Here is an 18136-nt window from a genome sequence, read left to right on the forward strand (position 1 = left end):
TCAGAGCCGCGATTGGGCGGCGTCGCGGAAGAACTGGATGCGCTCGGCGTCGTCCGGGTGCGACGCGATGGCCAGGCCCATCCAGCGCGGGGTGGCCTCCGTGGCGGGCTCGGCCGACACGCGCGCGGCCAGCTTCTCGAAGAAGGTCACCATCACGAGCGGGGAGATGTTGCTGGCCTTCAGCACGCGCACGCTCGTGGCGTCGGCCTCGCGTTCGGCATCGCGCGAGTAGGCGGCCTGGCCCAGCATCACCGGGGCCGCGGCCACCACGCCGCTGAAATCGCCCAGCACCCAGCCCGCCAGCACCCCCAGCACGCTGGTCTGCACGAAGAGCCGCATGCCGTGGCGGGCCTCGACGTGGCCCAGTTCGTGGGCCATGACCCCGAGCACGGCGTCCTCGTGGCCGTCGAGCAGCTCGACCAGTTCGTCGGTCACGACGATGGTGCCGCCGGGCAGCGCGAAGGCGTTCGGTCCCATGGCCGGGTCGCGCGACTTGCGGAAGAGCAGCTCGTGCCGCGGCGGCGGCAGGTCGCCCCAGGCCTGGCGCACCACGCCGGCGAACGCGAGCCGCAGCCGGGCCTGGCGGGCCTCGGCGAGTTCGCTCGGGGCGAGGTCGTCGGCCTCCACGGATTTCAAGGCGGCGTCGCCCAGTGCCCGGTCGACCTCGGCGGGCACCATCGCGACGAGCGTGCGGGCGGCCCAGGGCAGGGCCCAGACGTACAGCGAGGTGCCGAGCGCCACCGTGCAGGCCAGCGTGGCGATGAACAGCGCGGTCCAGGCCCACACCGGGTTGGCCCGCGGCACGAGGCGGCGGCGCAGGCCGGCGGCGGTGGCCCAGCGGTCCCAGGCGGCACCGTCGGGGCAGTACAACACCCCGCCGTCGCGCAGCGGCAGCGACCGGCCCCCGTCGGTGGTGCGTTCCGGCGCCAGCAGGTCGTCGAGCGCCAAGCTGCGCGCGAGCCCCTTCCCGGCCACCAGCAGGCGTTCCTGGCCCATGCGCAGCGTCGCCGGCAGCGGGCGGGCGCCCTTGCCTTCGCGGAAGTCGATGGGCAGGTCCAGATTCATCGGAATGAGGGGGTGGGGAAGTGCATGGTTCTTGCTGTCCGAAACTCTATCATCGGCTCCAGGATGTGAGATTGGTCACACCCGCCTTCGCTAGAATCCGCCGGATTGAGGGAAAACCCACAACCATGAAACTCATCGGTTCGCTCACCAGTCCCTACGTCCGCAAGGTCCGCGTCGTGATGGCGGAGAAAAAGCTCGACTACCAGCTCGAGCTGGAGGACGTGTGGTCCAACGACTCGATCCTGAAGTCCAACCCGCTCGGCAAGGTGCCGTGCCTCGTGATGGACGGTGCCGAGGCGGTCTTCGATTCGCGCGTGATCGTCGAGTACGTGGACACGCTGTCCCCCGTCGGCCGCCTCATCCCCGAACGCGGGCGCGAGCGCACCGAGGTGCGCACCTGGGAGGCTCTGGGCGACGGCGTCATCGACGCGCTGATCCTGGCGCGCCTGGAACGCACCTGGGCCGGCCGCACCGCCGAGCAGCGCAGCGAGGCCTGGGCCGAGCGGCAGATGGTCAAGGTGCATGCGTCGCTGGCCGCCATGAGCCAGGGCCTCGCCGAAAAGCCCTTCTGCACCGGGATCCACTTCTCCCTGGCCGACGTGGCCGTGGGCTGCGCGCTGGGTTACCTCGACTTCCGGTTCCCGGAGATCGCCTGGCGCGACCAGTACGCGAACCTCGCGAAGCTGAGTGCCAAGCTGGCGTTGCGGCAGAGTTTCATCGACACGGCGCCGCCGCAATAAATCGCTGCAGGAACGGGTGTCATCCCGGCGAAGGCCGGGACCCTCGGCGTGCCCACGCGCGCCGATCGGTGAACGCACGCCCAGGGTCCCGGCATGCGCCGGGATGACGGCTGGGGTGGGGTGATCGTTGCAGGGACTCAGGCCAGCGACAGCCCGCCGGCCCGCAAGTCGAACTGCAGCTTGTGATAGACCCTGCGGATGCCGCAGGCCACCGTGTGCACGCTCGCGTGCCACTGCTGGGCGATCTCGTCGATCAGGTAGCCCTGGGCGAGGCGGCTCAGGATCTCGCGTTCGGTGCCGGTGAGCTCGAACGGCCCCGTGGGCGCCGTGCCGCGGGCCGAGGCGTGGCGGTCGAAGTGGTTCAGCAGTTGCCGCGCGATCATGGGCGACATGGGCGACTCGCCGCGGGCGAGCTGCTCCAGCGTGGCGATCAGCAGCTCCGGCGAACGCGAATGCACCCAGTACCCGTCGGCGCCGGCCCGCAGGGCCTCGAGCAGCAGGCCGTCGTCGTGCGAGACCATGCTGACCAGCACGTGCGGCCGGGCCGGACGCTGCGGGCGCGCCGGCTGGCGGAGTTCCTTCAGCAGCCCGGTGACCTCGCCGTCCTGCACGCGCAGGTCGGCCATCAGGATGTCGGGGCGACAGGTCTTGAGCAGGGCCCGGGTGTCGGCGACGGTGTGGGTCAGGCCCAGCACCTCGAAGCGCCCGGTCGCCTGGATGAGGGATCGCAGGTGCGGGCTGGCTTCATGGTCGCGTTGCAGCAGAACGAGGGACGGCATGTTGGCGGGCAGGAACAACAGGTACGGCTGGCCGCCCAGACTCCCAGGAGGCTTAACGAATTCTTGTCGACTTGCAGTCCGAACGCATCCCCGCGAACAAAGGGCTGCCCCCCTGATCAGAAGGCCGCCAGGGCCTCCTCGGGCGCCATCGCGAAGCTGTCGGCCCGGGCCATGGGCCAGTAGACCTGGAACACGCGGTGTGGCAGTTCGCCGCCCAGCAACACGCCGGGCCGCAGGAACGGCAGCATGTTCGCGAGCAGCTTCACCTCGTGGTCGCTGGTGCGGCGCACGATGTGCGACGCGGTGATCTGCCCCGGGTGGGTGAGGCCCGCGGCCTGCACCAGCTCCTGCAGCGCCTTCAGCGTGTTTTCGTGGAACCGGTACACCCGCTCGGCCTTCGTGGGCACGACGATGGCTTTCTCGCGGCGGGCGTCCTGCGTGGCGACCCCGGTGGGGCAGTTGCCGGTGTGGCAGGTCTGGGCCTGGATGCAGCCCAGCGCGAACATGAAGCCGCGTGCTGCATTGCACCAGTCGGCCCCGAGCGCCATCATGCGGGCGATGTCGAAGGCGCTGACGACCTTGCCCGCGCAGCCGAGCTTGATCTTCGGGCGCAGGTTCAGGCCCACGAGCGTGTTGTGCACGAGCAGCAGGCCTTCCTGCAGCGGCGCGCCCATGTGGTCGATGAACTCGAGCGGGGCCGCGCCGGTGCCGCCCTCGGCGCCGTCGATCACGATGAAATCTGGCGTGATGCCGGTCTCGACCATGGCCTTCGCGATCGCGAACCACTCCCACGGGTGGCCGATGCACAGCTTGAAGCCGGTGGGCTTGCCGCCCGACAGCTCGCGCAGCTGCGCGATGAACTTCATCATGCCGATGGGCGTGTCGAACGCGGTGTGGCGCGACGGCGAGACGCAGTCCACCCCGATGGGCACGCCGCGGGCCGCCGCCACCTCGGCGGTGACCTTGGCGCCCGGCAGCAGGCCGCCGTGGCCGGGCTTGGCGCCCTGGCTCAGCTTGAGCTCGATCATGCGCACCTGCGGGTCGCGGGCGTTGGCGGCAAAACGTTCCGGATCGAAACGGCCTTCGGCATCGCGGCAGCCGAAGTAGCCCGAGCCGATTTCCCAGATCAGGTCACCGCCGTGCTGGCGGTGGAAGCTGCTGATCGAGCCTTCGCCGGTGTCGTGCGCGAAGCCGCCGCGCTTGGCGCCCGCGTTCAGCGCGAGGATGGCGTTGCCCGACAGCGCGCCGTAGCTCATCGCCGAGATGTTGAAGATGCTGGCCGAGTAGGGCTGTTCGCGGCCCTCGCCGATGGTGATGCGGAAGTCGTGGCCGGGCAGTTCGGTGGGGGTCAGCGAATGGTTGATCCATTCGTACCCCTGCAGCGAGACGTCGATCTGGGTGCCGAACGGGCGCTTGTCGGAGTCACCCTTGGCGCGCTGGTACACGAGCGAACGCTGGTGGCGCGAGAACGGCGCGGCGTCGTGGTCGCCCTCGATGAAGTACTGCCGGATCTCGGGGCGGACGAACTCGAGCAGGAACCGCAGGTGCCCGATGACCGGGTAGTTGCGCAGGATGGAGTGGCGTGTCTGGCGCGTGTCGCGCACGCCCAGCGCCGTGAGGGCGAGGCACACCAGCGCGGCGAAGCCGCCGATGCCGAAGGCCACCCAGGTGAACAGCGTGAGGAGCGCGCCGACCGCGGAGAGCAGCCAGACGGCGTAGCGGATGGGGAACTGCTCGTTCAGTCGCTGGAGCCAGAGGAACATGATGGCCATCTCCTTGTTCGGGAGATGGTAGCCGCACCGGATGTCGGGGCCCGGTGCGGCTTGCCGGGAGTTACTTCGCGGGGGCGCTGGCGGCCTTCGCGGCCTTCTCGGCCTTCTTCTCGGCACGCGTCTTCTTCTTCGGCTTCGGCGGCAGCTGGTCGGCCGTGGGCATGCGCTCGCCGCTGATGTTCTGGTCCTTCATGCGCTCGGACGGCGGGGGCACCTGAGCCTTCACTTCGGCGCGCGTGGGAGATGACGCGGCGGTCTGGGCCAGCAGGGGCTGGGCACCGAGGGCACCGAGGACGAGCGCGGAAACAACAACGAGTCGGTTGGTCATGAGGTGTCTTCCTTGGGTTGTGTAGTGCCGGATGGCGGGACGTGCGCGAAGGGTGTCACGACAGGCGGCCGACCCATTTGAACCGTGGTTTCGCGTCAGGCGCAAGCCCTGGAAGACCACTGTGTATTTTGGGCAACTCGACCTTGCCTTGTCCCTTCAGAGACACAAACGCGCCACCGCCAGTGGCAGTTGACGTGCCTGGACGATGCCGCTGTGCTGCCGCGCGCCGAAGATGCGGCGCAGCACCGGACTGTCCGCGGGCTGCAGGCTGAAGCAGAACACGCGCACGCCGGAGCGCCTCGCCTCGCGCACGGCCTGGCGGGCGTCCTCGGCGAGGTAGTGGGGTTCGAACACGTCGATGTCGTGCGGTTCGCCGTCGGTGATCAGCACGAGGTGGCGCGCGCGCGAGGCCGTGTGTTCGAGCAACGCGCGCGTGCCGTGCCGGATGGCCGCGCCGAGCCGCGTCGACCAGCGGCTGCGAAGGCCCGCGAGGCGCGCGGCGCACCGCGCGTCCATCGGGTCGCCGAAGTCCTTGACCCGCTCCACGTGCACCGAGGCGCGGCCGTCGGAGCAGAAGGCCTGGATGGCACAGCCGTGGCCCGCGTGTTCGAGGGCCTCGCCACACAGGCGCGCGGCGTCGCGGGCGGTCTGCAGCAGGCTGGGCGCCCCGGGCTGCGGCGAGTCGGCGCTCGACGCCGAGGTGTCGACCATCAGCAGCACGTCGGCCGGCCGGGGCTGGGGGAGGGCGCGCGTGTGGACCCGCGGGTCGAACGCGTTGCCGGCCGCGTGGCCGGTCCACGAGCGCACCAGCGCCTCCAGGTCGAGGCCATCGCCGTCGGGCTGGTGGCGCAGGCGGCGGCGGGCCGGGCCGTGGCGGTGCTTGAGCGCGTCGCCGAGCCGGCGGCGCAGCGTGTCGGCGTGGTCCGGGACGGGCGGAACCACGGCCACCGACGGGGCGACTCGCTCGACCACGGTGGCCCAGTCGGGCCGGTGGCAGGCGATGCGTCGGTCCCACTCGGGGTAGTGGCGCGTGCGTTCGGCGGGCGGCGCGGCCATCACCGTGGCGGCGTGGTCCGCGCCCGCCCCGCCACCGTCCTCGGGCGCCCGGGCCTCCGGCGGTTCGTCCGCGGCCCAGAGCCACTGGTTGTCGTCGCGGTAGCCGGCGGGAGGACGGTAGGTGCGCGCGTTGAGCGGCAGGCGCATCTGGCCGAGGTCGTTTCCGAGCAGCGATGCCGCCTGACGCACCGCCTCGAACTGCCGCAGCGCGAGCACCTGCTGGCCGTCGTCGAGGAACATCAGCCGGCGGCCCTTCTCGACCCACGGGTGCGGGTCGGCGTAGCGTTCGTCGGCGAGGGCCCGCGCGAGCCGCTGCATCAACGCCTCGGCGCTGGTGCCGTCGGCGGGCGAGGCCGTGTGCAGGGATGCCCACAGGCGCCGCAGGCCGGGCAGCTCGCGGCCCGCGAGCCATTCGATGCGGGCGTCCTCCAGCAGGCCCGCGAGCGCGCGCGAGGTGGGGCGCAGCGCGCCCACGGCGGCACTGGGGCGCGAGTACACGAGGTGCGCGCCGGCATGTGCGGCGGCCGCGAGCACGAGGTCGTCCGACAGGTGGCCGATCGGCAGGTGCAGTCCCGCCGGGCTCAGGAACGGCGTGTCCGCGGCGGGCACCGTGTGCAGCGGCGGGGCGATGTCCCACAGCGTGCGCAGCCAGGCCTGGAGCATCGCGGTCGTGGGCATCGCGGGGTCTTGCTCAGAACGTGGCGTCCACCGCGGCCGACAGCGCCTGCTGCAGCTCGGGATCGTCGGTGAGGGGGGTCACGAGCGCCATGCGGCAGGCCGCGCGGGGGGCGATGCCGCGGCGGATCAGCGAGGCCGCGCGCACCAGCATGCGGGTCGATGCCCCTTCCTCCAGTCCGTGCTGCCGCAGGCGCCGGGTGCGCACGCCCAGCGCGACGAGGCTCGAGGCGAGCTCGGGGCTCGCGCCCGATTCGTGCGCCACCACCGCCACCTCGGTCTCGGTGGGCGGGTGGTCGAAGCGCAGCGCGCAGAAGCGCTGCAACGTGGCCGGCTTCAGGCCCTGGGCGTGCAGGTCGGGGTTGTACGAGACGACGAGCGCGAAGTCGGGGTGCGCGCGCAGCAGCTCGTTCAGCGGGGCGATGGGCAGCACGCGGCGGGTGTCGGTGAGCGGGTGGATCACGACGGTGGTGTCGGGCCGCGCCTCGATCAGTTCGTCCAGGTAGCAGATCGCACCGCCGCGCGCGGCCGCCGTGAGCGGGCCGTCCTGCCAGCGGGTGCCGCCACCGTCGATCAGCCAGCGGCCCACGAGGTCGGCCGCGCCCAGGTCCTCGTTGCAGGCCACGGTCACGAGGGGCTTTCCGAGCCGCCAGGCCATGTGTTCGACGAAGCGGGTCTTGCCGCAGCCGGTGGGCCCCTTGAGCAGCATGGGCAGCCGCTCGGCGTACGCGGCCTCGAAGGCCGCGCATTCGTCGCCGCTCGGCGCGTAGTACGGCTCGGCGGCGATGCGCCAGGCGTCCATCGTGCGGGCGGCGTTCAACGGTGGCCGGCGGTGGTGGCGTTGGGGATGCCGTCGATGGGCGCCTCGTCGGTGCCCACCGTCGAGCGCGTGAACGACTCGACCTTCGCGCGCGTGCCCTCGGGGTCGTTGACCCACTGCGCGTAGAAGTCGTACGGGCACGCGGCCACGCCCTTGTCGCCCTCGCGCGAGTTGATGAGGCCGGTGTAGCCGCGGTGCACGAGCTTGAAGAGGTGGTTCTCCGACTGGCCGTTCCTGCGGAAGTCGCGGATCAGGCTCTTGCTGAGGGCGGCGTACTGGATGCCCATCTCCTCCTCGCCGCATTCGCCGAGCGTGCGGCCGTCGAAGCCGATCAGCGCGGAGTGCCCGAAGTACGAGTAGACGCCGTCGAAGCCGGCCGCGTTCGCCACCGCCACGTACACGTTGTTCGCGAAGGCCATCGCCTTGCTGATCAGGATCTGCTGCTCCTTGGCCGGGTACATGTAGCCCTGGCAGCGGATGATGAGTTCGGCGCCCTTCATCGCGCAGTCGCGCCAGATCTCGGGGTAGTTGCCGTCGTCGCAGATGATGAGGCTCACCTTCAGGCCCTTCGGGCCGTCGCTCACGTACGTGCAGTTGCCCGGGTACCAGCCCTCGATGGGCACCCACGGCATGATCTTGCGGTACTTCTGGACGATCTCGCCCTGGTCGTTCATCAGGATGAGCGTGTTGTACGGCGCCTTGTGCGGGTGCTCCTCGTGGCGCTCGCCGGTGAGCGAGAACACGCCCCACACCTTCGCCTGGCGGCAGGCCTCCGCGAAGATCTCGGTCTCGGCGCCCGGCACCGTGGCCGCGTTCTCGTACATCTCGGCGCTGTCGTACATGATCCCGTGGGTGCTGTACTCCGGGAACACGACGAGGTCGAGGCCGGGCAACCCCTGCTTCATGCCCACCACCATCTTCGCGATGGCCCGGGCGTTGTCGAGCACCTCCGCGCGGGTGTGCAGCCGCGGCATCTTGTAGTTCACGACGGCGACGCCGACGGTGTCCTTGCTGCTGGAAATGTCGCCGTGGATCATGGTGGGTTCGTCTCGGTGGCTGGGTTGAGCCATTGTGGAAATGGGTCCCGCACCGGCGAATACGTCGAACGACGTACGGCCCCCACGAGGGCCGATGACAGTTTCTGGTCAATAGAAGTTTTCAATCGACCATATTGTCCTAATGCACAGACAATATCGGCGGGCGATTCTAAGATTCAGTTCGTCCCGTTCACCTACAAACCCAGAGGAAGCAAGTCATGTCGCTGATCAACACCGAAATCAAACCGTTCAACGCCGTCGCGTACCACAAGGAAAAGTTCGTTCCGGTGACGCAGGACACCCTGAAGGGCAAGTGGTCCGTGGTCGTGTTCTACCCGGCCGACTTCACCTTCGTCTGCCCGACCGAGCTGGAAGACCTGGCCGACAACTACGCCGAGTTCCAGAAGCTGGGCGTGGAAATCTACGGCGTGTCGACCGACACCCACTTCGCCCACAAGGCCTGGCACGACACCTCGGACGCCATCAAGAAGGTCAACTACCCGCTCGTCGGCGACCCGACCCTGACGCTGTCGCGCAACTTCGAAGTGCTGATCGAGGAAGAAGGCCTGGCCCTGCGCGGCACCTTCGTGATCAACCCCGAAGGCCAGATCAAGCTGTGCGAAATCCATGACAACGGCATCGGCCGTGACGCCAAGGAACTGCTGCGCAAGGTCAAGGCCGCCCAGTACGTCGCGTCGCACCCGGGCGAAGTCTGCCCGGCCAAGTGGACCGAAGGCGCGAAGACGCTGACCCCGTCGCTCGACCTCGTCGGCAAGATCTAAGCAGCCAGACCCCCGCTCCCGGAGACCCCTCCGGGACGGACCCACCCCCGGCCGCCCACGAGGCGGCGGGGGGTCCCCGAAGTACCGCAAGACACGAATACACAAGGAGCCCGCGATGCTGGACGACACCCTGCAATCCCAGTTGAAGACCTACCTCGAGCGCGTGACGCAGCCGTTCGAGATCGTCGCGTCGCTGGACGACGGCGAGTCCTCGCGCGAGATGCTCGCCCTGCTGAAGCAGGTGGCCTCCCTGTCGGCCCACATCACGCTCAAGACCGACGGCACCGACGCACGCCGCCCGTCCTTCAGCCTGAACCGCACCGGGTCCGACATGAAGCTGCGTTTCGCCGCCATTCCCCTCGGCCATGAATTCACCTCGCTGGTGCTGGCCCTGCTGTGGGTGGGCGGCCATCCGCCGAAGGTCGAGGCCGAGACCATCGAACAGATCAAGCACCTCGAAGGCAAGTACGACTTCGAGGTCTACATGTCCCTCACATGCCACAACTGCCCGGACGTGGTCCAGGCGCTGAGCCTGATGGCCGTGCTCAATCCGAACATCAGCTCGGTCGTCATCGACGGCGGCCTGTACCAGAAGGAAGTGGAAGACCGCCAGATCATGGCCGTCCCCATGGTGTTCCTGAACGGCGAACACTTCGGTCAGGGCCGCATGAGCGTCGAGGAGATCGTCGCGAAGCTGGACACCAACGCCGGAGCTCGTGACGCCGCCAAGCTGAACGCCCGCGACCCGTTCGACGTGCTGATCGTCGGGGGCGGCCCCGCCGGCGCGGCCGCGGCCGTGTACGCCGCGCGCAAGGGCATCCGCACCGGGGTCGTGGCCGAACGTTTCGGCGGCCAGGTGCTGGACACGCTCGCCATCGAGAACTTCGTGTCGGTGCTGGCCACCGAGGGCCCGCAGTTCGCCGCGGCGCTCGAGCAGCACACGAAACACTACGACGTCGACATCATGAACCTGCAGCGGGCCGACAAGCTCGTGGCCGGCGGTGACCTGATCGAGGTGCACACCGAAGGCGGTGGCGTGCTGAAGTCGAAGTCGGTGATCCTGTCCACCGGCGCCCGCTGGCGCGAGGTCAACGTGCCCGGCGAGAAGCAGTACCGCAACGCTGGCGTGGCCTACTGCCCGCACTGCGACGGTCCGCTGTTCAAGGGCAAGAAGGTCGCCGTGATCGGTGGCGGCAACTCGGGCGTCGAGGCCGCGATCGACCTGGCCGGCATCGTCGAGCACGTGACGCTGTTCGAGTTCGCCGACCAGCTGCGCGCCGACGCCGTGCTCGTGAAGAAGCTGCGCAGCCTGCCGAACGTCGTGATCCACACGAACGCCCAGACCACCGAGATCACCGGCGACGGGTCCAAGGTCAACGGCATCACGTGGACCGACCGCGTGAGCGGCACGTCGACGCAGACCGCGCTCGAAGGCGTGTTCGTGCAGATCGGCCTCGTGCCGAACACCGAATGGCTCAAGGGCACGGTGGAGCTGTCGCGCCACGGCGAGATCGTGGTGGACGCCAAGGGCGCCACGTCGATCCCCGGCGTGTTCGCCGCCGGCGACGTGACCACGGTGCCGTACAAGCAGATCATCATCGCCGCGGGCGATGGTGCGAAGGCGGCCCTGGGGGCGTTCGACCACCTGATCCGCACGTCGGTGCCGGCCTGACCGGCTCAACGCCCACGGATCGAGGGACGGCTGCGGCCGTCCCTTTTTTCGTTCAGGCGCCGTTCAGTCCCAGGTGGGTTCCCGGCCCCGGGCTTGCGCGACGTTCACCTTGCGCGCCACCAGCTGCGCGCAGTGCCGCAGGTTCACCAGGTCGCGGTCGCGCAGGTGGCGGCTCGGCGCCAGGCTGAAGCAGCACAGCGTGCCGTAGACGCTGCCGTCGGGCAGGCGGATGGGCGTGCTCAGGTGGCCGCCCACGGGGAATGGCGTCGGCGGCAGGCCGGGCACCTTGGCGGCGTCCTGCACGAGTTCGGCCAGGCGCCCGTCGACCACCCGCTGGCAGTACGACTCCTCGAGCGGGTCGGCGCCGCCCACGGGCACGGTGGGCGCGCCGGGCGCGCTGTCGACGAAGCGGAAGACCCGCTGGCCGTCGGCGAATTCCGAGACAAACACGACGTCCATGCGCAGCTGCTCGCGCAGCAGGCGCAGCACGGTGGTCACCGCGCGGTCGATGCCGGGATCGGACGATTCGGCCGTGGCGACGAGCAGCTCGGAGATGTGCACCGAGAGGGCGGACGGGTCGAGCAGATCGTTGCGGATCATCATGGGCCGAAACTTTAGCGAGTGCCGGAACCCCCTGCGAAGGTCATGCCTTCTCCCGGTCGCCTTCCGATCAACCGGGTTGGCCCGCCAGCCGCCGCCCTTCCCGCAGCGCCCGCGTGCAGTCCGCCACCGGCAGCGGTCGCGAGAAGAAGAAGCCCTGCATCTGGTCGCAATCGTGCGAGCGCAGGAACTGCAGCTGGTCGGCCGTCTCGACGCCTTCGGCCACCACGTCGAGGCGCAGGCTGTGGGCGAGGCGGATGATCGCGAGCGCGATGGACGCGTCGTTCGAGTCGGTGGTGACGTCGCGCATGAAGCTGCGGTCGATCTTCAGCGCGTCGAGGGGGAAGCGCTTCAGGTACGACAGGCTCGAGTACCCGGTGCCGAAGTCGTCCACCGAGAGGCGCACGCCGTAGGCCTTCAGCGCTGCGAGGGTGCGCGTGGCCGCGTCGGCGTCGGCCATCAGCATCGACTCGGTCAGCTCGAACTCGAGCAGCGCCGGGTCGCCGCCTTCCTCGGCGACGATGGCGCGCACCACCTCGTCGAGCCCGCGTTCCTGGAACTGGCGGGCCGACAGGTTGATGGCCACCGGCCGCGGCACGAGGCCCTGCGCCTTCCAGGCGGCGAGCTGGCGGCACACGGTGCGCAGCACCCATTCGCCCACCGGCACGATCAGGCCCGTGTCCTCGAGGATGGAGATGAACTCGAGCGGCGGCACCATGCCGCGCTCGGGGTGCAGCCAGCGCAGCAGCGCCTCGAAGCCGCTGATCTCGCCGGTCGCGACGTTGACCTTGGGCTGGTAGTGCAGCAGGAACTCGCCGCGTTCCAGCGCATTGCGCAGCTGGGCCTCGAGCCGCAGCCGCTGCACCGCCTGGTCGTTCATCTGCGGCAGGTAGAACAGGAAGGTGTTGCGGCCGCGCTGCTTGGCCTGGTTCATCGCCGTGTCCGCGTTCTTCAGCAGCGTGTGGGCGTCGGGGCCGTCCTCCGGGTACACGCCGATGCCGATGCTCGCCGACACGTAGACGTCCTGGCCGCCGAGGTGGAACGGTTGGGCCATCGCGGCCATGACCCGCTTGGCCACCGTGGCGGCGTCGTCGGGCTTGGGCAGCACGATGGCGAACTCGTCGCCGCCCAGGCGCCCCACCGTGTCGCTCGCCCGCACGCACCCCTTCAGGCGCTGGGCGGCCTGTGCGAGCAGGTCGTCGCCCATCGCGTGGCCCAGGGTGTCGTTGACGATCTTGAAGCGGTCGAGGTTCAGGATCATCACGTCGACGCGCCAGTCGTGCCGCAGCGCATGGGCCAGCGCCTGCGACAGCCGGTCGAGCACCAGCGTGCGGTTGGGCAGGCCGGTGAGGGTGTCGAACTGGGAGAGCTGCTGGAGCCGGCCCTCGGCCTCGACGCGGTCGATGGCCGTGGCGAGCGTGTTGGCCACGCTCTGCAGGAAGTTGACCTGTTCGTCGTTGAACCGCCACTCGCGCGGCGAGTAGACGCCCAGCACGCCGCGCGGCCCCTTGGGCCCGGGAATGGGCACGCCGAGGCCGGACTGCACACCGTGACGGTCGAGCAGCGCGCATGCGCCGGGCAGTTCCTCGGCGTGGCGCCGCACGGTGACCGCGGCGTTCGTGCGCAGCACGCGGGCGCTCTGGGTGTCGCGGCCGTCGCCGGCCATGGGGTGGCCGATGTGGGCCTCGTCGAAACCGGCGCAGGCCACGAGCAGCAGGCCGTCGCCCGTGGGCGCGCGCTGGCTCACTTCCGCGTATTCGATGTTCAGGCCTTCGGCGGCGACGGTCGCCGCGCGTTCGAGCAGCGTCTCGAGGTCCGTCTGGCTCAGGGCCAGGTGGCCGAAGCCGGCGATCAGGCCCTGCTGGCGCGCGGCGCGGCGCACGCCTTTCTCGGCGCGCTTGCGGGCGCTGACGTCGCGCGAGATCGTCACGATCACCCAGCCGTCGGCCGTGTGCAGCGCGCGGCGGCGGATCTCGACGTACACGCGGCGGCCGTTCACCGTGCCGGCCCATTCGACGGGCGCGACCGCGTCGCCTTCGGCGATCACGCCGTCGTACACGGCCTCGAGCGCGGGGCGGGAGATCTCGAGCGCGCCCATCGGTCCCATCGCCATCAGTTCGGCGCGGGTGCAGCGCCGCATGCGGCAGGCGGCCTCGTTGAAGTCGATGAAGGACAGCGTGGCGCGGTCGACGAGGTAGATCGCGTCCGACGTGGTTTCCATCGCGTGGCGGAAGCGTGCGAGGGCCTCGTCGCCGCGTTCCGCGGCGGACACGTCGTCGAGCGTGAGCAGCGTGCCGTCGAGCGTGCCGTGCCGGAAGCGCGTGGCGCGCACCAGCAACTGGCCGGGCATCGCATGGAGGTTCGCCGACGCGGCGGGCTGTCGGCCCTCGATCACGGCCCGCACCGCCGGCGGGAGGCCGTGGACGGACGAGCTCGCGAACACGTGGTCGCCGTCGACACCCCAGCCGGCCGCCGCGTGGTCCCGCCACGGGCGGTTCGTCTGGCGGATCACGCCCTGGGCATCGACCAGGCACACGCGACCCGGCAGGGCGTCCAGCATGGCCTGGGCCAGGGTCACGTCCTGCGCGGCGGGGAGGGGTACGGCGGTTCGGGTCACCGCAGGATTCTCCCGGCTCGGGCCGGCCTTGGCGGCCACGGCATTGCCCACAACGTCACGTTTGTTGCACGGACGTTCACCGAGCCCCCCGCCTTGTCACCTTCGTGTCAGGGTGGACACGGAGATCGCGCGCTCACTCCTCGTCGGCGACCACCCGCAACCGGAGGCGGCGGACCCGGTGGACCTCGGTGACGGCGTTGATGCGCAACGGTTCGCCCAACGGAACGGTGCGGCGCATGCGGTAGTCGAGCGAGTCGCCGCCGTCCGGGTGCGTGGGCACGCGGCGCGCCCACTGCTGGGCGCCGTTCACGAGCACGCGCAGCTCGTGCCAGGGGCCGTCGGCGTCGGGCACGGCCTTCACCGCGAAGTCGATGGCGACCTCGAAGGTGCGGTCGCGGAAGGCATCGGCAGGAATGTCGAGGAGGGCGACGCCGTGGTCGCCGGCATCGGTTTCCCAGTGTTCGGGCATGGGGAGCGGGGAAAAGCGTCGAGGGGCCGGATGATAGGCAACGCGACGCGCGGGCGCGCCCATGCGGCAGAATGCCCGTTCGATGAGCCTGCCGATCCGCACCGTCTGCGCCACCCGTTATGTCACGCCCCTGCGCGAGGGCGGCTCGCTGCCGGCCATCGTCGAGGCCGACGACGACGGGCTCTACGTGCTGAAGTTCCGCGGCGCGGGGCAGGGCCCCAAGGCCCTCATCGCCGAACTGGTGGCCGGCGAGATCGGCCGCGCGCTCGGCCTGCCGGTGCCCGAGATCGTGTTCATCGACCTCGACCCCGAACTCGCGCGCACGGAGCCCGACCCCGAGATCCAGGAGCTGATCCGCGCGAGCGGCGGCCTGAACCTCGCGCTCGACTACCTGCCCGGCTCGGTCACGTTCGACCCGCTGTCGGACCGGCCCGACCCCGGCCTCGCGTCGCGCATCGTGTGGTTCGACGGCTTCGTCACCAACCTCGACCGCACCCCGCGCAACGCCAACCTGCTGATGTGGCACCGGTCGCTGCGGCTCATCGACCATGGCGCGTCGCTGTACTTCCAGCACCAGTGGGGCGACCCCGCGGAGATGGCGGTCAAGCCGTTCGCGCTGATCAAGGACCACGTGCTGCTGCCGTTCGCGTCGGCGCTCGACGAGGCCGACGCCACGCTGCCCGCGCTGCTGCCCCCCGAGCGCCTCCGGACCATCGTCGACACCATCCCCGAGGCCTGGCTGCGCCACGACTCGCCGTTCCCCGATGCCGCCGCGCACCGCGAGGCCTTCGTCCAGTATTTCCAGCGCCGGCTCGCCGCGCCGCGCGCCTTCGCCGAGGAGGCACGCCGTGCCCACGCCCTTGCACACGTATGACTACGCCATCGTGCGGCTGGTGCCGCGCGTCGAGCGGGGCGAGTTCATCAACGCGGGCGTGATCGTCTCGTGCAAGACGGCGGGCTACCTGCGCGCGAAGGTGGCGTTCGACGAGTCCCGCTTCGCCGCGCTCGCGCCGAAGGCCGATCCGCACGACCTCCGCGCGGCGCTGCTGAGCATCCCCGCCATCTGCGAGGGCGGCGAGGCCGCTGGCCCGCTGCGCCACCTGTCGAGCCGCGAGCGCTTCGACTGGCTCGTCGCGCCGCGCAGCAGCAGCCTGCAGGTGTCACCGGTGCACACCGGCCGCTGCACCGACCTCTCGCTCGCGCTCGACAAGCTGTTCGACCGGATGGTGGCGGTCTCGGCCTGATCCGGGGTGTCAGCGGGTGGCGGCGGTGGCTTCCACCTCCACCAGCATGCCGTCCAGCGCGAGCCGCGGCACCGGAATCAGCGTGCACGCGGGCGCGGGCCTGCCCTCGAAACGTTCCCGCACGATGCGGCTCAGCACCTCGAGCTTCGCCATGTCGTGGGCCACGACCAGCACGGTGATCCGGACGACGTCGCGCAGCGTGGCGTTCGCCGCGGCCAGGGCGGTGGCGATGTTGTCGAACGCCTGCCGCAGCTGCACGGCGAAGTCGGGCGACAGCGCGCCGTCGGCCGACTCGCCGCCCTGGCCCGCGAGGAGGATCCAGCGGGGCGTGCCTTCGACCACCGCGACGTGGGAGTAGCCGTTGGGTTCGGGGTCGTAGAGGCCGGGCGGGTTGATGAAGGTGAGGGGAGTCATGCGAGGTCCTGTGGGTGAATCGGACCTTCAGCATGGGACCTCGACCGCGGTTGAGGTCAAGTGGCTGGCATGATGGGGGTCGTTGCTTCGCTGTTCTCCCGCTTCTTCTCCATGATCTCCCCCTTCCTGCGCCTGGCCCTGGTGCTCGGCCTGCTGTCGGCCATCGGGCCGTTCGCCATCGACATGTACCTGCCGGCGCTGCCGGCCATCGGAAACACCCTCGTCGCCGACGTCGGCGCGGTGCAGATGAGCCTCACGGCCTTCTTCGCCGCGGTGTCGGTCAGCCAGCTCGTCTACGGTCCGGCCTCGGACCTCTTCGGCCGCAAGAAGCCGCTGTACTTCGGCATGGCGCTGTTCACGCTCGCGAGCATCGGCTGCGCGCTCGCGCCCAACATCGGCACGCTGGTGGCGTTCCGCTTCGTGCAGGGCCTGGGTGCCGGCGCGGCGATGACCGTGCCGCGCGCGGTGGTGCGCGACGTGCACACCGGCAACGACGCGGCGCGGCTGATGTCGCTGCTGATGCTCGTGTTCAGCGTGTCGCCCATCCTCGCGCCTCTCGTGGGCAGCTTCGTGGTCGAGGCGTTCGGCTGGCGCGGCATCTTCTGGTTCGTCACGGGCGCGGGCGTCGCCGGCCTCGCGCTGCTGGCCTTCGTGCTGCAGGAGACCCGTCCGCCCGCCGAGCGCGCGGGCAGCACGTGGCGCGGCTCGCTCTCGGCCTACGGCCAGCTGATGCGCGACCGGCACTTCCTCGGGCTCACCTTCATCGGCGCGTTCGGCCTCGCGAGTTTCTTCGTGTACCTCGCGAACTCGTCGTTCGTGATGATCAACCACTACGGGCTCTCGCCGCGCGAGTACAGCTTCGCGTTTTCGATCAACGCCGTGTCGTTCATCGGGGTGTCGCAGCTGACCGGCTGGTTCGCGAAACGCTTCGGCCTGCGGCGTACGGTGCGTGGCGCGGTGCTCGGCTTCACCGTCACGATGACGCTGCTGCTGGTGCTGTTCACCGCCGGGGTCGACCGCTTCGACGTGCTGGCCGGCCTGCTGTTCGTCGGGTTCGGCTTCCTCGGCCTGGTGATCCCGGCCACCTCGGTGTTGGCGCTGGAGGACCACGGCGACATCGCGGGCGTGGCGTCCGCCTTGATGGGCACGCTGCAGCTCGTGACGGGGGCCGTCGTGATGGGCTTCACCGGCCTGTTCCTCGACGGCACGGCGTTCCCGATGGTGGCGGGCATCACGCTGTGTGCGGTGATGTCGATGGCGTTCACGCAGGCGACGCTGGGGGCGCCGGGGCGCACTGCAGCGGCGTTCTGATCACCAGTCCCGCATCCGGATCCGCAGCTTCGCCACCGTCGCCTGGTGGATCTGCGAGATCCGCGACGGACTGAGCCCCAGCAGCGCGCCGATCTCCGCCAGGTCGAGCTCGCGCGCGTAGATCATCTGCATCACCTGGTGCTCCTGCGGCTCCAGGGCGTCGAAGGCCTTCGCGAGGGCTTCGTGGCGCTGCTGGCGCTGCAGCAGGCGCTGCGGGTCGGCGTGTTCGTCCACGGCGAGCGCGTCCGGCTCGCCGGCCACCACCGCGGGATCGTCGGACGACGGCTCCAGCGCCTCGTCCTCCAGCCGCGTGGGCGCGGCGCCCGCGTCGAGCATCGCGCGGTAGAACACCTCGAGGGTCCAGCCCAGTTCGTTCGCGACCTCCTTCGCGCGTGGCGCGCGGCCGAGGCGGTGTTCGAGCGCCTGCACCGCGGCGCGGATCTGCCGCTGCTGGCTGCGCACGTGCCGCGACAGTTCGTCGCCGGCGCGCAGCGAGTCGAGCATCGACCCTTCGATGCGGCGCGACGCGTAGGTGTCGAACGTGGCGCCGCGGCCCTCCTCGAAACGCGACAGCGCCTCGTTGAGGCCGATCATGCCGGCCTGGACGAGTTCGTCCATCGCGACGTTCGCCGGCATCCGCGCCAGCATGCGGCCCGCGATCCGCTGCACGAGCGGACGGTGCGCGAGCAGGCGCACGTTGCGATCGTCGGGATCGGGGGGAAGGACCTTCGGGTTCAAGCGGCAACCTCGCTGAG

The 18136-nt window shown here is 70.3% G+C and carries 18 protein-coding genes; 6 read left to right on the forward strand and 12 right to left on the reverse strand.

Annotated elements, in window-relative coordinates; genetic code table 11:
- Positions 1–1065, reverse strand: a complete 1065-nt coding sequence (locus tag A4W93_RS02325; RefSeq protein WP_085749085.1) for a M48 family metallopeptidase — start codon at positions 1063–1065, stop codon at positions 1–3.
- A gap of 125 nt (positions 1066–1190) precedes the next feature.
- Here A4W93_RS02325 and A4W93_RS02330 point away from each other — a divergent pair, with 125 nt between their 5' ends.
- Complete coding sequence (locus A4W93_RS02330) at positions 1191–1805, forward strand: glutathione S-transferase N-terminal domain-containing protein (RefSeq protein ID WP_085749086.1); 615 nt, start codon at positions 1191–1193, stop codon at positions 1803–1805.
- 137 nt (positions 1806–1942) lie between these two features.
- Here A4W93_RS02330 and A4W93_RS02335 read toward each other — a convergent pair whose 3' ends face one another.
- From A4W93_RS02335 to A4W93_RS02360, 6 genes are all read right to left on the reverse strand, one after another.
- A complete protein-coding gene (locus tag A4W93_RS02335; RefSeq protein WP_157131574.1) occupies positions 1943–2584 on the reverse strand; it encodes a LuxR C-terminal-related transcriptional regulator in 642 nt (213 codons plus the stop codon).
- A 116-nt stretch (positions 2585–2700) separates the two neighbouring features.
- Entirely contained in the window at positions 2701–4347 is a 1647-nt protein-coding gene (locus tag A4W93_RS02340; RefSeq protein ID WP_085754007.1) for an FMN-binding glutamate synthase family protein, read from the reverse strand.
- 70 nt (positions 4348–4417) lie between these two features.
- Positions 4418–4684 (reverse strand): hypothetical protein, encoded by a 267-nt coding sequence (locus tag A4W93_RS02345; RefSeq protein ID WP_085749088.1) that lies wholly within the window; start codon positions 4682–4684, stop codon positions 4418–4420.
- Positions 4685–4840: 156 nt separating this feature from the next.
- Positions 4841–6418: a nitric oxide reductase activation protein NorD gene (locus tag A4W93_RS02350; RefSeq protein WP_085749089.1), complete on the reverse strand. Its 1578-nt coding sequence runs from the start codon at positions 6416–6418 to the stop codon at positions 4841–4843.
- A 13-nt stretch (positions 6419–6431) separates the two neighbouring features.
- Positions 6432–7217 (reverse strand): CbbQ/NirQ/NorQ/GpvN family protein, encoded by a 786-nt coding sequence (locus tag A4W93_RS02355; protein WP_085754008.1) that lies wholly within the window; start codon positions 7215–7217, stop codon positions 6432–6434.
- Between the two features lie 14 nt (positions 7218–7231).
- Positions 7232–8272, reverse strand: coding sequence for an aliphatic amidase (locus tag A4W93_RS02360; RefSeq protein WP_085749090.1), 1041 nt, complete (start codon positions 8270–8272; stop codon positions 7232–7234).
- Between the two features lie 218 nt (positions 8273–8490).
- Here A4W93_RS02360 and ahpC point away from each other — a divergent pair, with 218 nt between their 5' ends.
- Both ahpC and ahpF read left to right on the forward strand, forming a co-directional pair.
- Positions 8491–9054 (forward strand): alkyl hydroperoxide reductase subunit C, encoded by a 564-nt coding sequence (gene ahpC / locus A4W93_RS02365; protein ID WP_085749091.1) that lies wholly within the window; start codon positions 8491–8493, stop codon positions 9052–9054.
- 115 nt (positions 9055–9169) lie between these two features.
- The gene (ahpF, locus tag A4W93_RS02370; protein WP_085749092.1) at positions 9170–10726 is read left to right on the forward strand and encodes an alkyl hydroperoxide reductase subunit F; all 1557 of its coding nucleotides are present in this window, start codon (positions 9170–9172) and stop codon (positions 10724–10726) included.
- 63 nt (positions 10727–10789) lie between these two features.
- Here the strand turns inward: ahpF and A4W93_RS02375 are convergent, their stop codons facing one another.
- The 3 genes from A4W93_RS02375 to A4W93_RS02385 form a co-directional block, all read right to left on the reverse strand.
- Positions 10790–11329, reverse strand: a complete 540-nt coding sequence (locus A4W93_RS02375) for a GAF domain-containing protein (RefSeq protein WP_085749093.1) — start codon at positions 11327–11329, stop codon at positions 10790–10792.
- A gap of 67 nt (positions 11330–11396) precedes the next feature.
- Positions 11397–13943, reverse strand: coding sequence for an EAL domain-containing protein (locus tag A4W93_RS02380; protein ID WP_157131575.1), 2547 nt, complete (start codon positions 13941–13943; stop codon positions 11397–11399).
- 133 nt (positions 13944–14076) lie between these two features.
- Positions 14077–14412: a hypothetical protein gene (locus tag A4W93_RS02385; RefSeq protein WP_099959846.1), complete on the reverse strand. Its 336-nt coding sequence runs from the start codon at positions 14410–14412 to the stop codon at positions 14077–14079.
- A gap of 82 nt (positions 14413–14494) precedes the next feature.
- Between A4W93_RS02385 and A4W93_RS02390 the strand changes: the two genes are divergently transcribed.
- Complete coding sequence (locus A4W93_RS02390) at positions 14495–15286, forward strand: HipA family kinase (RefSeq protein WP_237357667.1); 792 nt, start codon at positions 14495–14497, stop codon at positions 15284–15286.
- Positions 15261–15656, forward strand: coding sequence for a DUF3037 domain-containing protein (locus tag A4W93_RS02395; protein ID WP_237357668.1), 396 nt, complete (start codon positions 15261–15263; stop codon positions 15654–15656). Before A4W93_RS02390 ends, A4W93_RS02395 begins: the two co-directional genes overlap by 26 nt.
- A gap of 9 nt (positions 15657–15665) precedes the next feature.
- On the opposite strand, the gene A4W93_RS02400 is transcribed toward A4W93_RS02395, so the two are convergent.
- A complete protein-coding gene (locus A4W93_RS02400) occupies positions 15666–16070 on the reverse strand; it encodes a RidA family protein (RefSeq protein WP_085749097.1) in 405 nt (134 codons plus the stop codon).
- Between the two features lie 111 nt (positions 16071–16181).
- Between A4W93_RS02400 and A4W93_RS02405 the strand changes: the two genes are divergently transcribed.
- Positions 16182–17381: a multidrug effflux MFS transporter gene (locus A4W93_RS02405; RefSeq protein WP_085754010.1), complete on the forward strand. Its 1200-nt coding sequence runs from the start codon at positions 16182–16184 to the stop codon at positions 17379–17381.
- Here A4W93_RS02405 and A4W93_RS02410 read toward each other — a convergent pair whose 3' ends face one another.
- Positions 17382–18119 carry a sigma-70 family RNA polymerase sigma factor gene (locus A4W93_RS02410; protein ID WP_085749098.1) on the reverse strand — a complete coding sequence of 246 codons (738 nt, stop codon included), beginning with the start codon at positions 18117–18119 and terminating at the stop codon, positions 17382–17384.
- Positions 18120–18136: the final 17 nt, after the last annotated feature.

The organism is Piscinibacter gummiphilus, from assembly GCF_002116905.1.
Lineage (GTDB): Bacteria > Pseudomonadota > Gammaproteobacteria > Burkholderiales > Burkholderiaceae_C > Rhizobacter > Rhizobacter gummiphilus.

What these genes read in the sequence shown, in the direction of transcription:
- A4W93_RS02360 (WP_085749090.1), bottom strand. Translation starts at nt 8,272, where the DNA reads ATGATCCACGGCGACATTTCCAGCAGCAAGGACACCGTCGGCGTCGCC.
- A4W93_RS02390 (WP_237357667.1), top strand. Translation starts at nt 14,495, where the DNA reads ATGAGCCTGCCGATCCGCACCGTCTGCGCCACCCGTTATGTCACGCCC.
- A4W93_RS02330 (WP_085749086.1), top strand. Translation starts at nt 1,191, where the DNA reads ATGAAACTCATCGGTTCGCTCACCAGTCCCTACGTCCGCAAGGTCCGC.
- A4W93_RS02340 (WP_085754007.1), bottom strand. Translation starts at nt 4,347, where the DNA reads ATGTTCCTCTGGCTCCAGCGACTGAACGAGCAGTTCCCCATCCGCTAC.
- ahpC (WP_085749091.1), top strand. Translation starts at nt 8,491, where the DNA reads ATGTCGCTGATCAACACCGAAATCAAACCGTTCAACGCCGTCGCGTAC.
- A4W93_RS02405 (WP_085754010.1), top strand. Translation starts at nt 16,182, where the DNA reads ATGATCTCCCCCTTCCTGCGCCTGGCCCTGGTGCTCGGCCTGCTGTCG.
- ahpF (WP_085749092.1), top strand. Translation starts at nt 9,170, where the DNA reads ATGCTGGACGACACCCTGCAATCCCAGTTGAAGACCTACCTCGAGCGC.
- A4W93_RS02375 (WP_085749093.1), bottom strand. Translation starts at nt 11,329, where the DNA reads ATGATGATCCGCAACGATCTGCTCGACCCGTCCGCCCTCTCGGTGCAC.
- A4W93_RS02355 (WP_085754008.1), bottom strand. Translation starts at nt 7,217, where the DNA reads ATGGACGCCTGGCGCATCGCCGCCGAGCCGTACTACGCGCCGAGCGGC.
- A4W93_RS02400 (WP_085749097.1), bottom strand. Translation starts at nt 16,070, where the DNA reads ATGACTCCCCTCACCTTCATCAACCCGCCCGGCCTCTACGACCCCGAA.
- A4W93_RS02345 (WP_085749088.1), bottom strand. Translation starts at nt 4,684, where the DNA reads ATGACCAACCGACTCGTTGTTGTTTCCGCGCTCGTCCTCGGTGCCCTC.
- A4W93_RS02350 (WP_085749089.1), bottom strand. Translation starts at nt 6,418, where the DNA reads ATGCCCACGACCGCGATGCTCCAGGCCTGGCTGCGCACGCTGTGGGAC.
- A4W93_RS02335 (WP_157131574.1), bottom strand. Translation starts at nt 2,584, where the DNA reads ATGCCGTCCCTCGTTCTGCTGCAACGCGACCATGAAGCCAGCCCGCAC.
- A4W93_RS02385 (WP_099959846.1), bottom strand. Translation starts at nt 14,412, where the DNA reads ATGCCCGAACACTGGGAAACCGATGCCGGCGACCACGGCGTCGCCCTC.
- A4W93_RS02325 (WP_085749085.1), bottom strand. Translation starts at nt 1,065, where the DNA reads ATGAATCTGGACCTGCCCATCGACTTCCGCGAAGGCAAGGGCGCCCGC.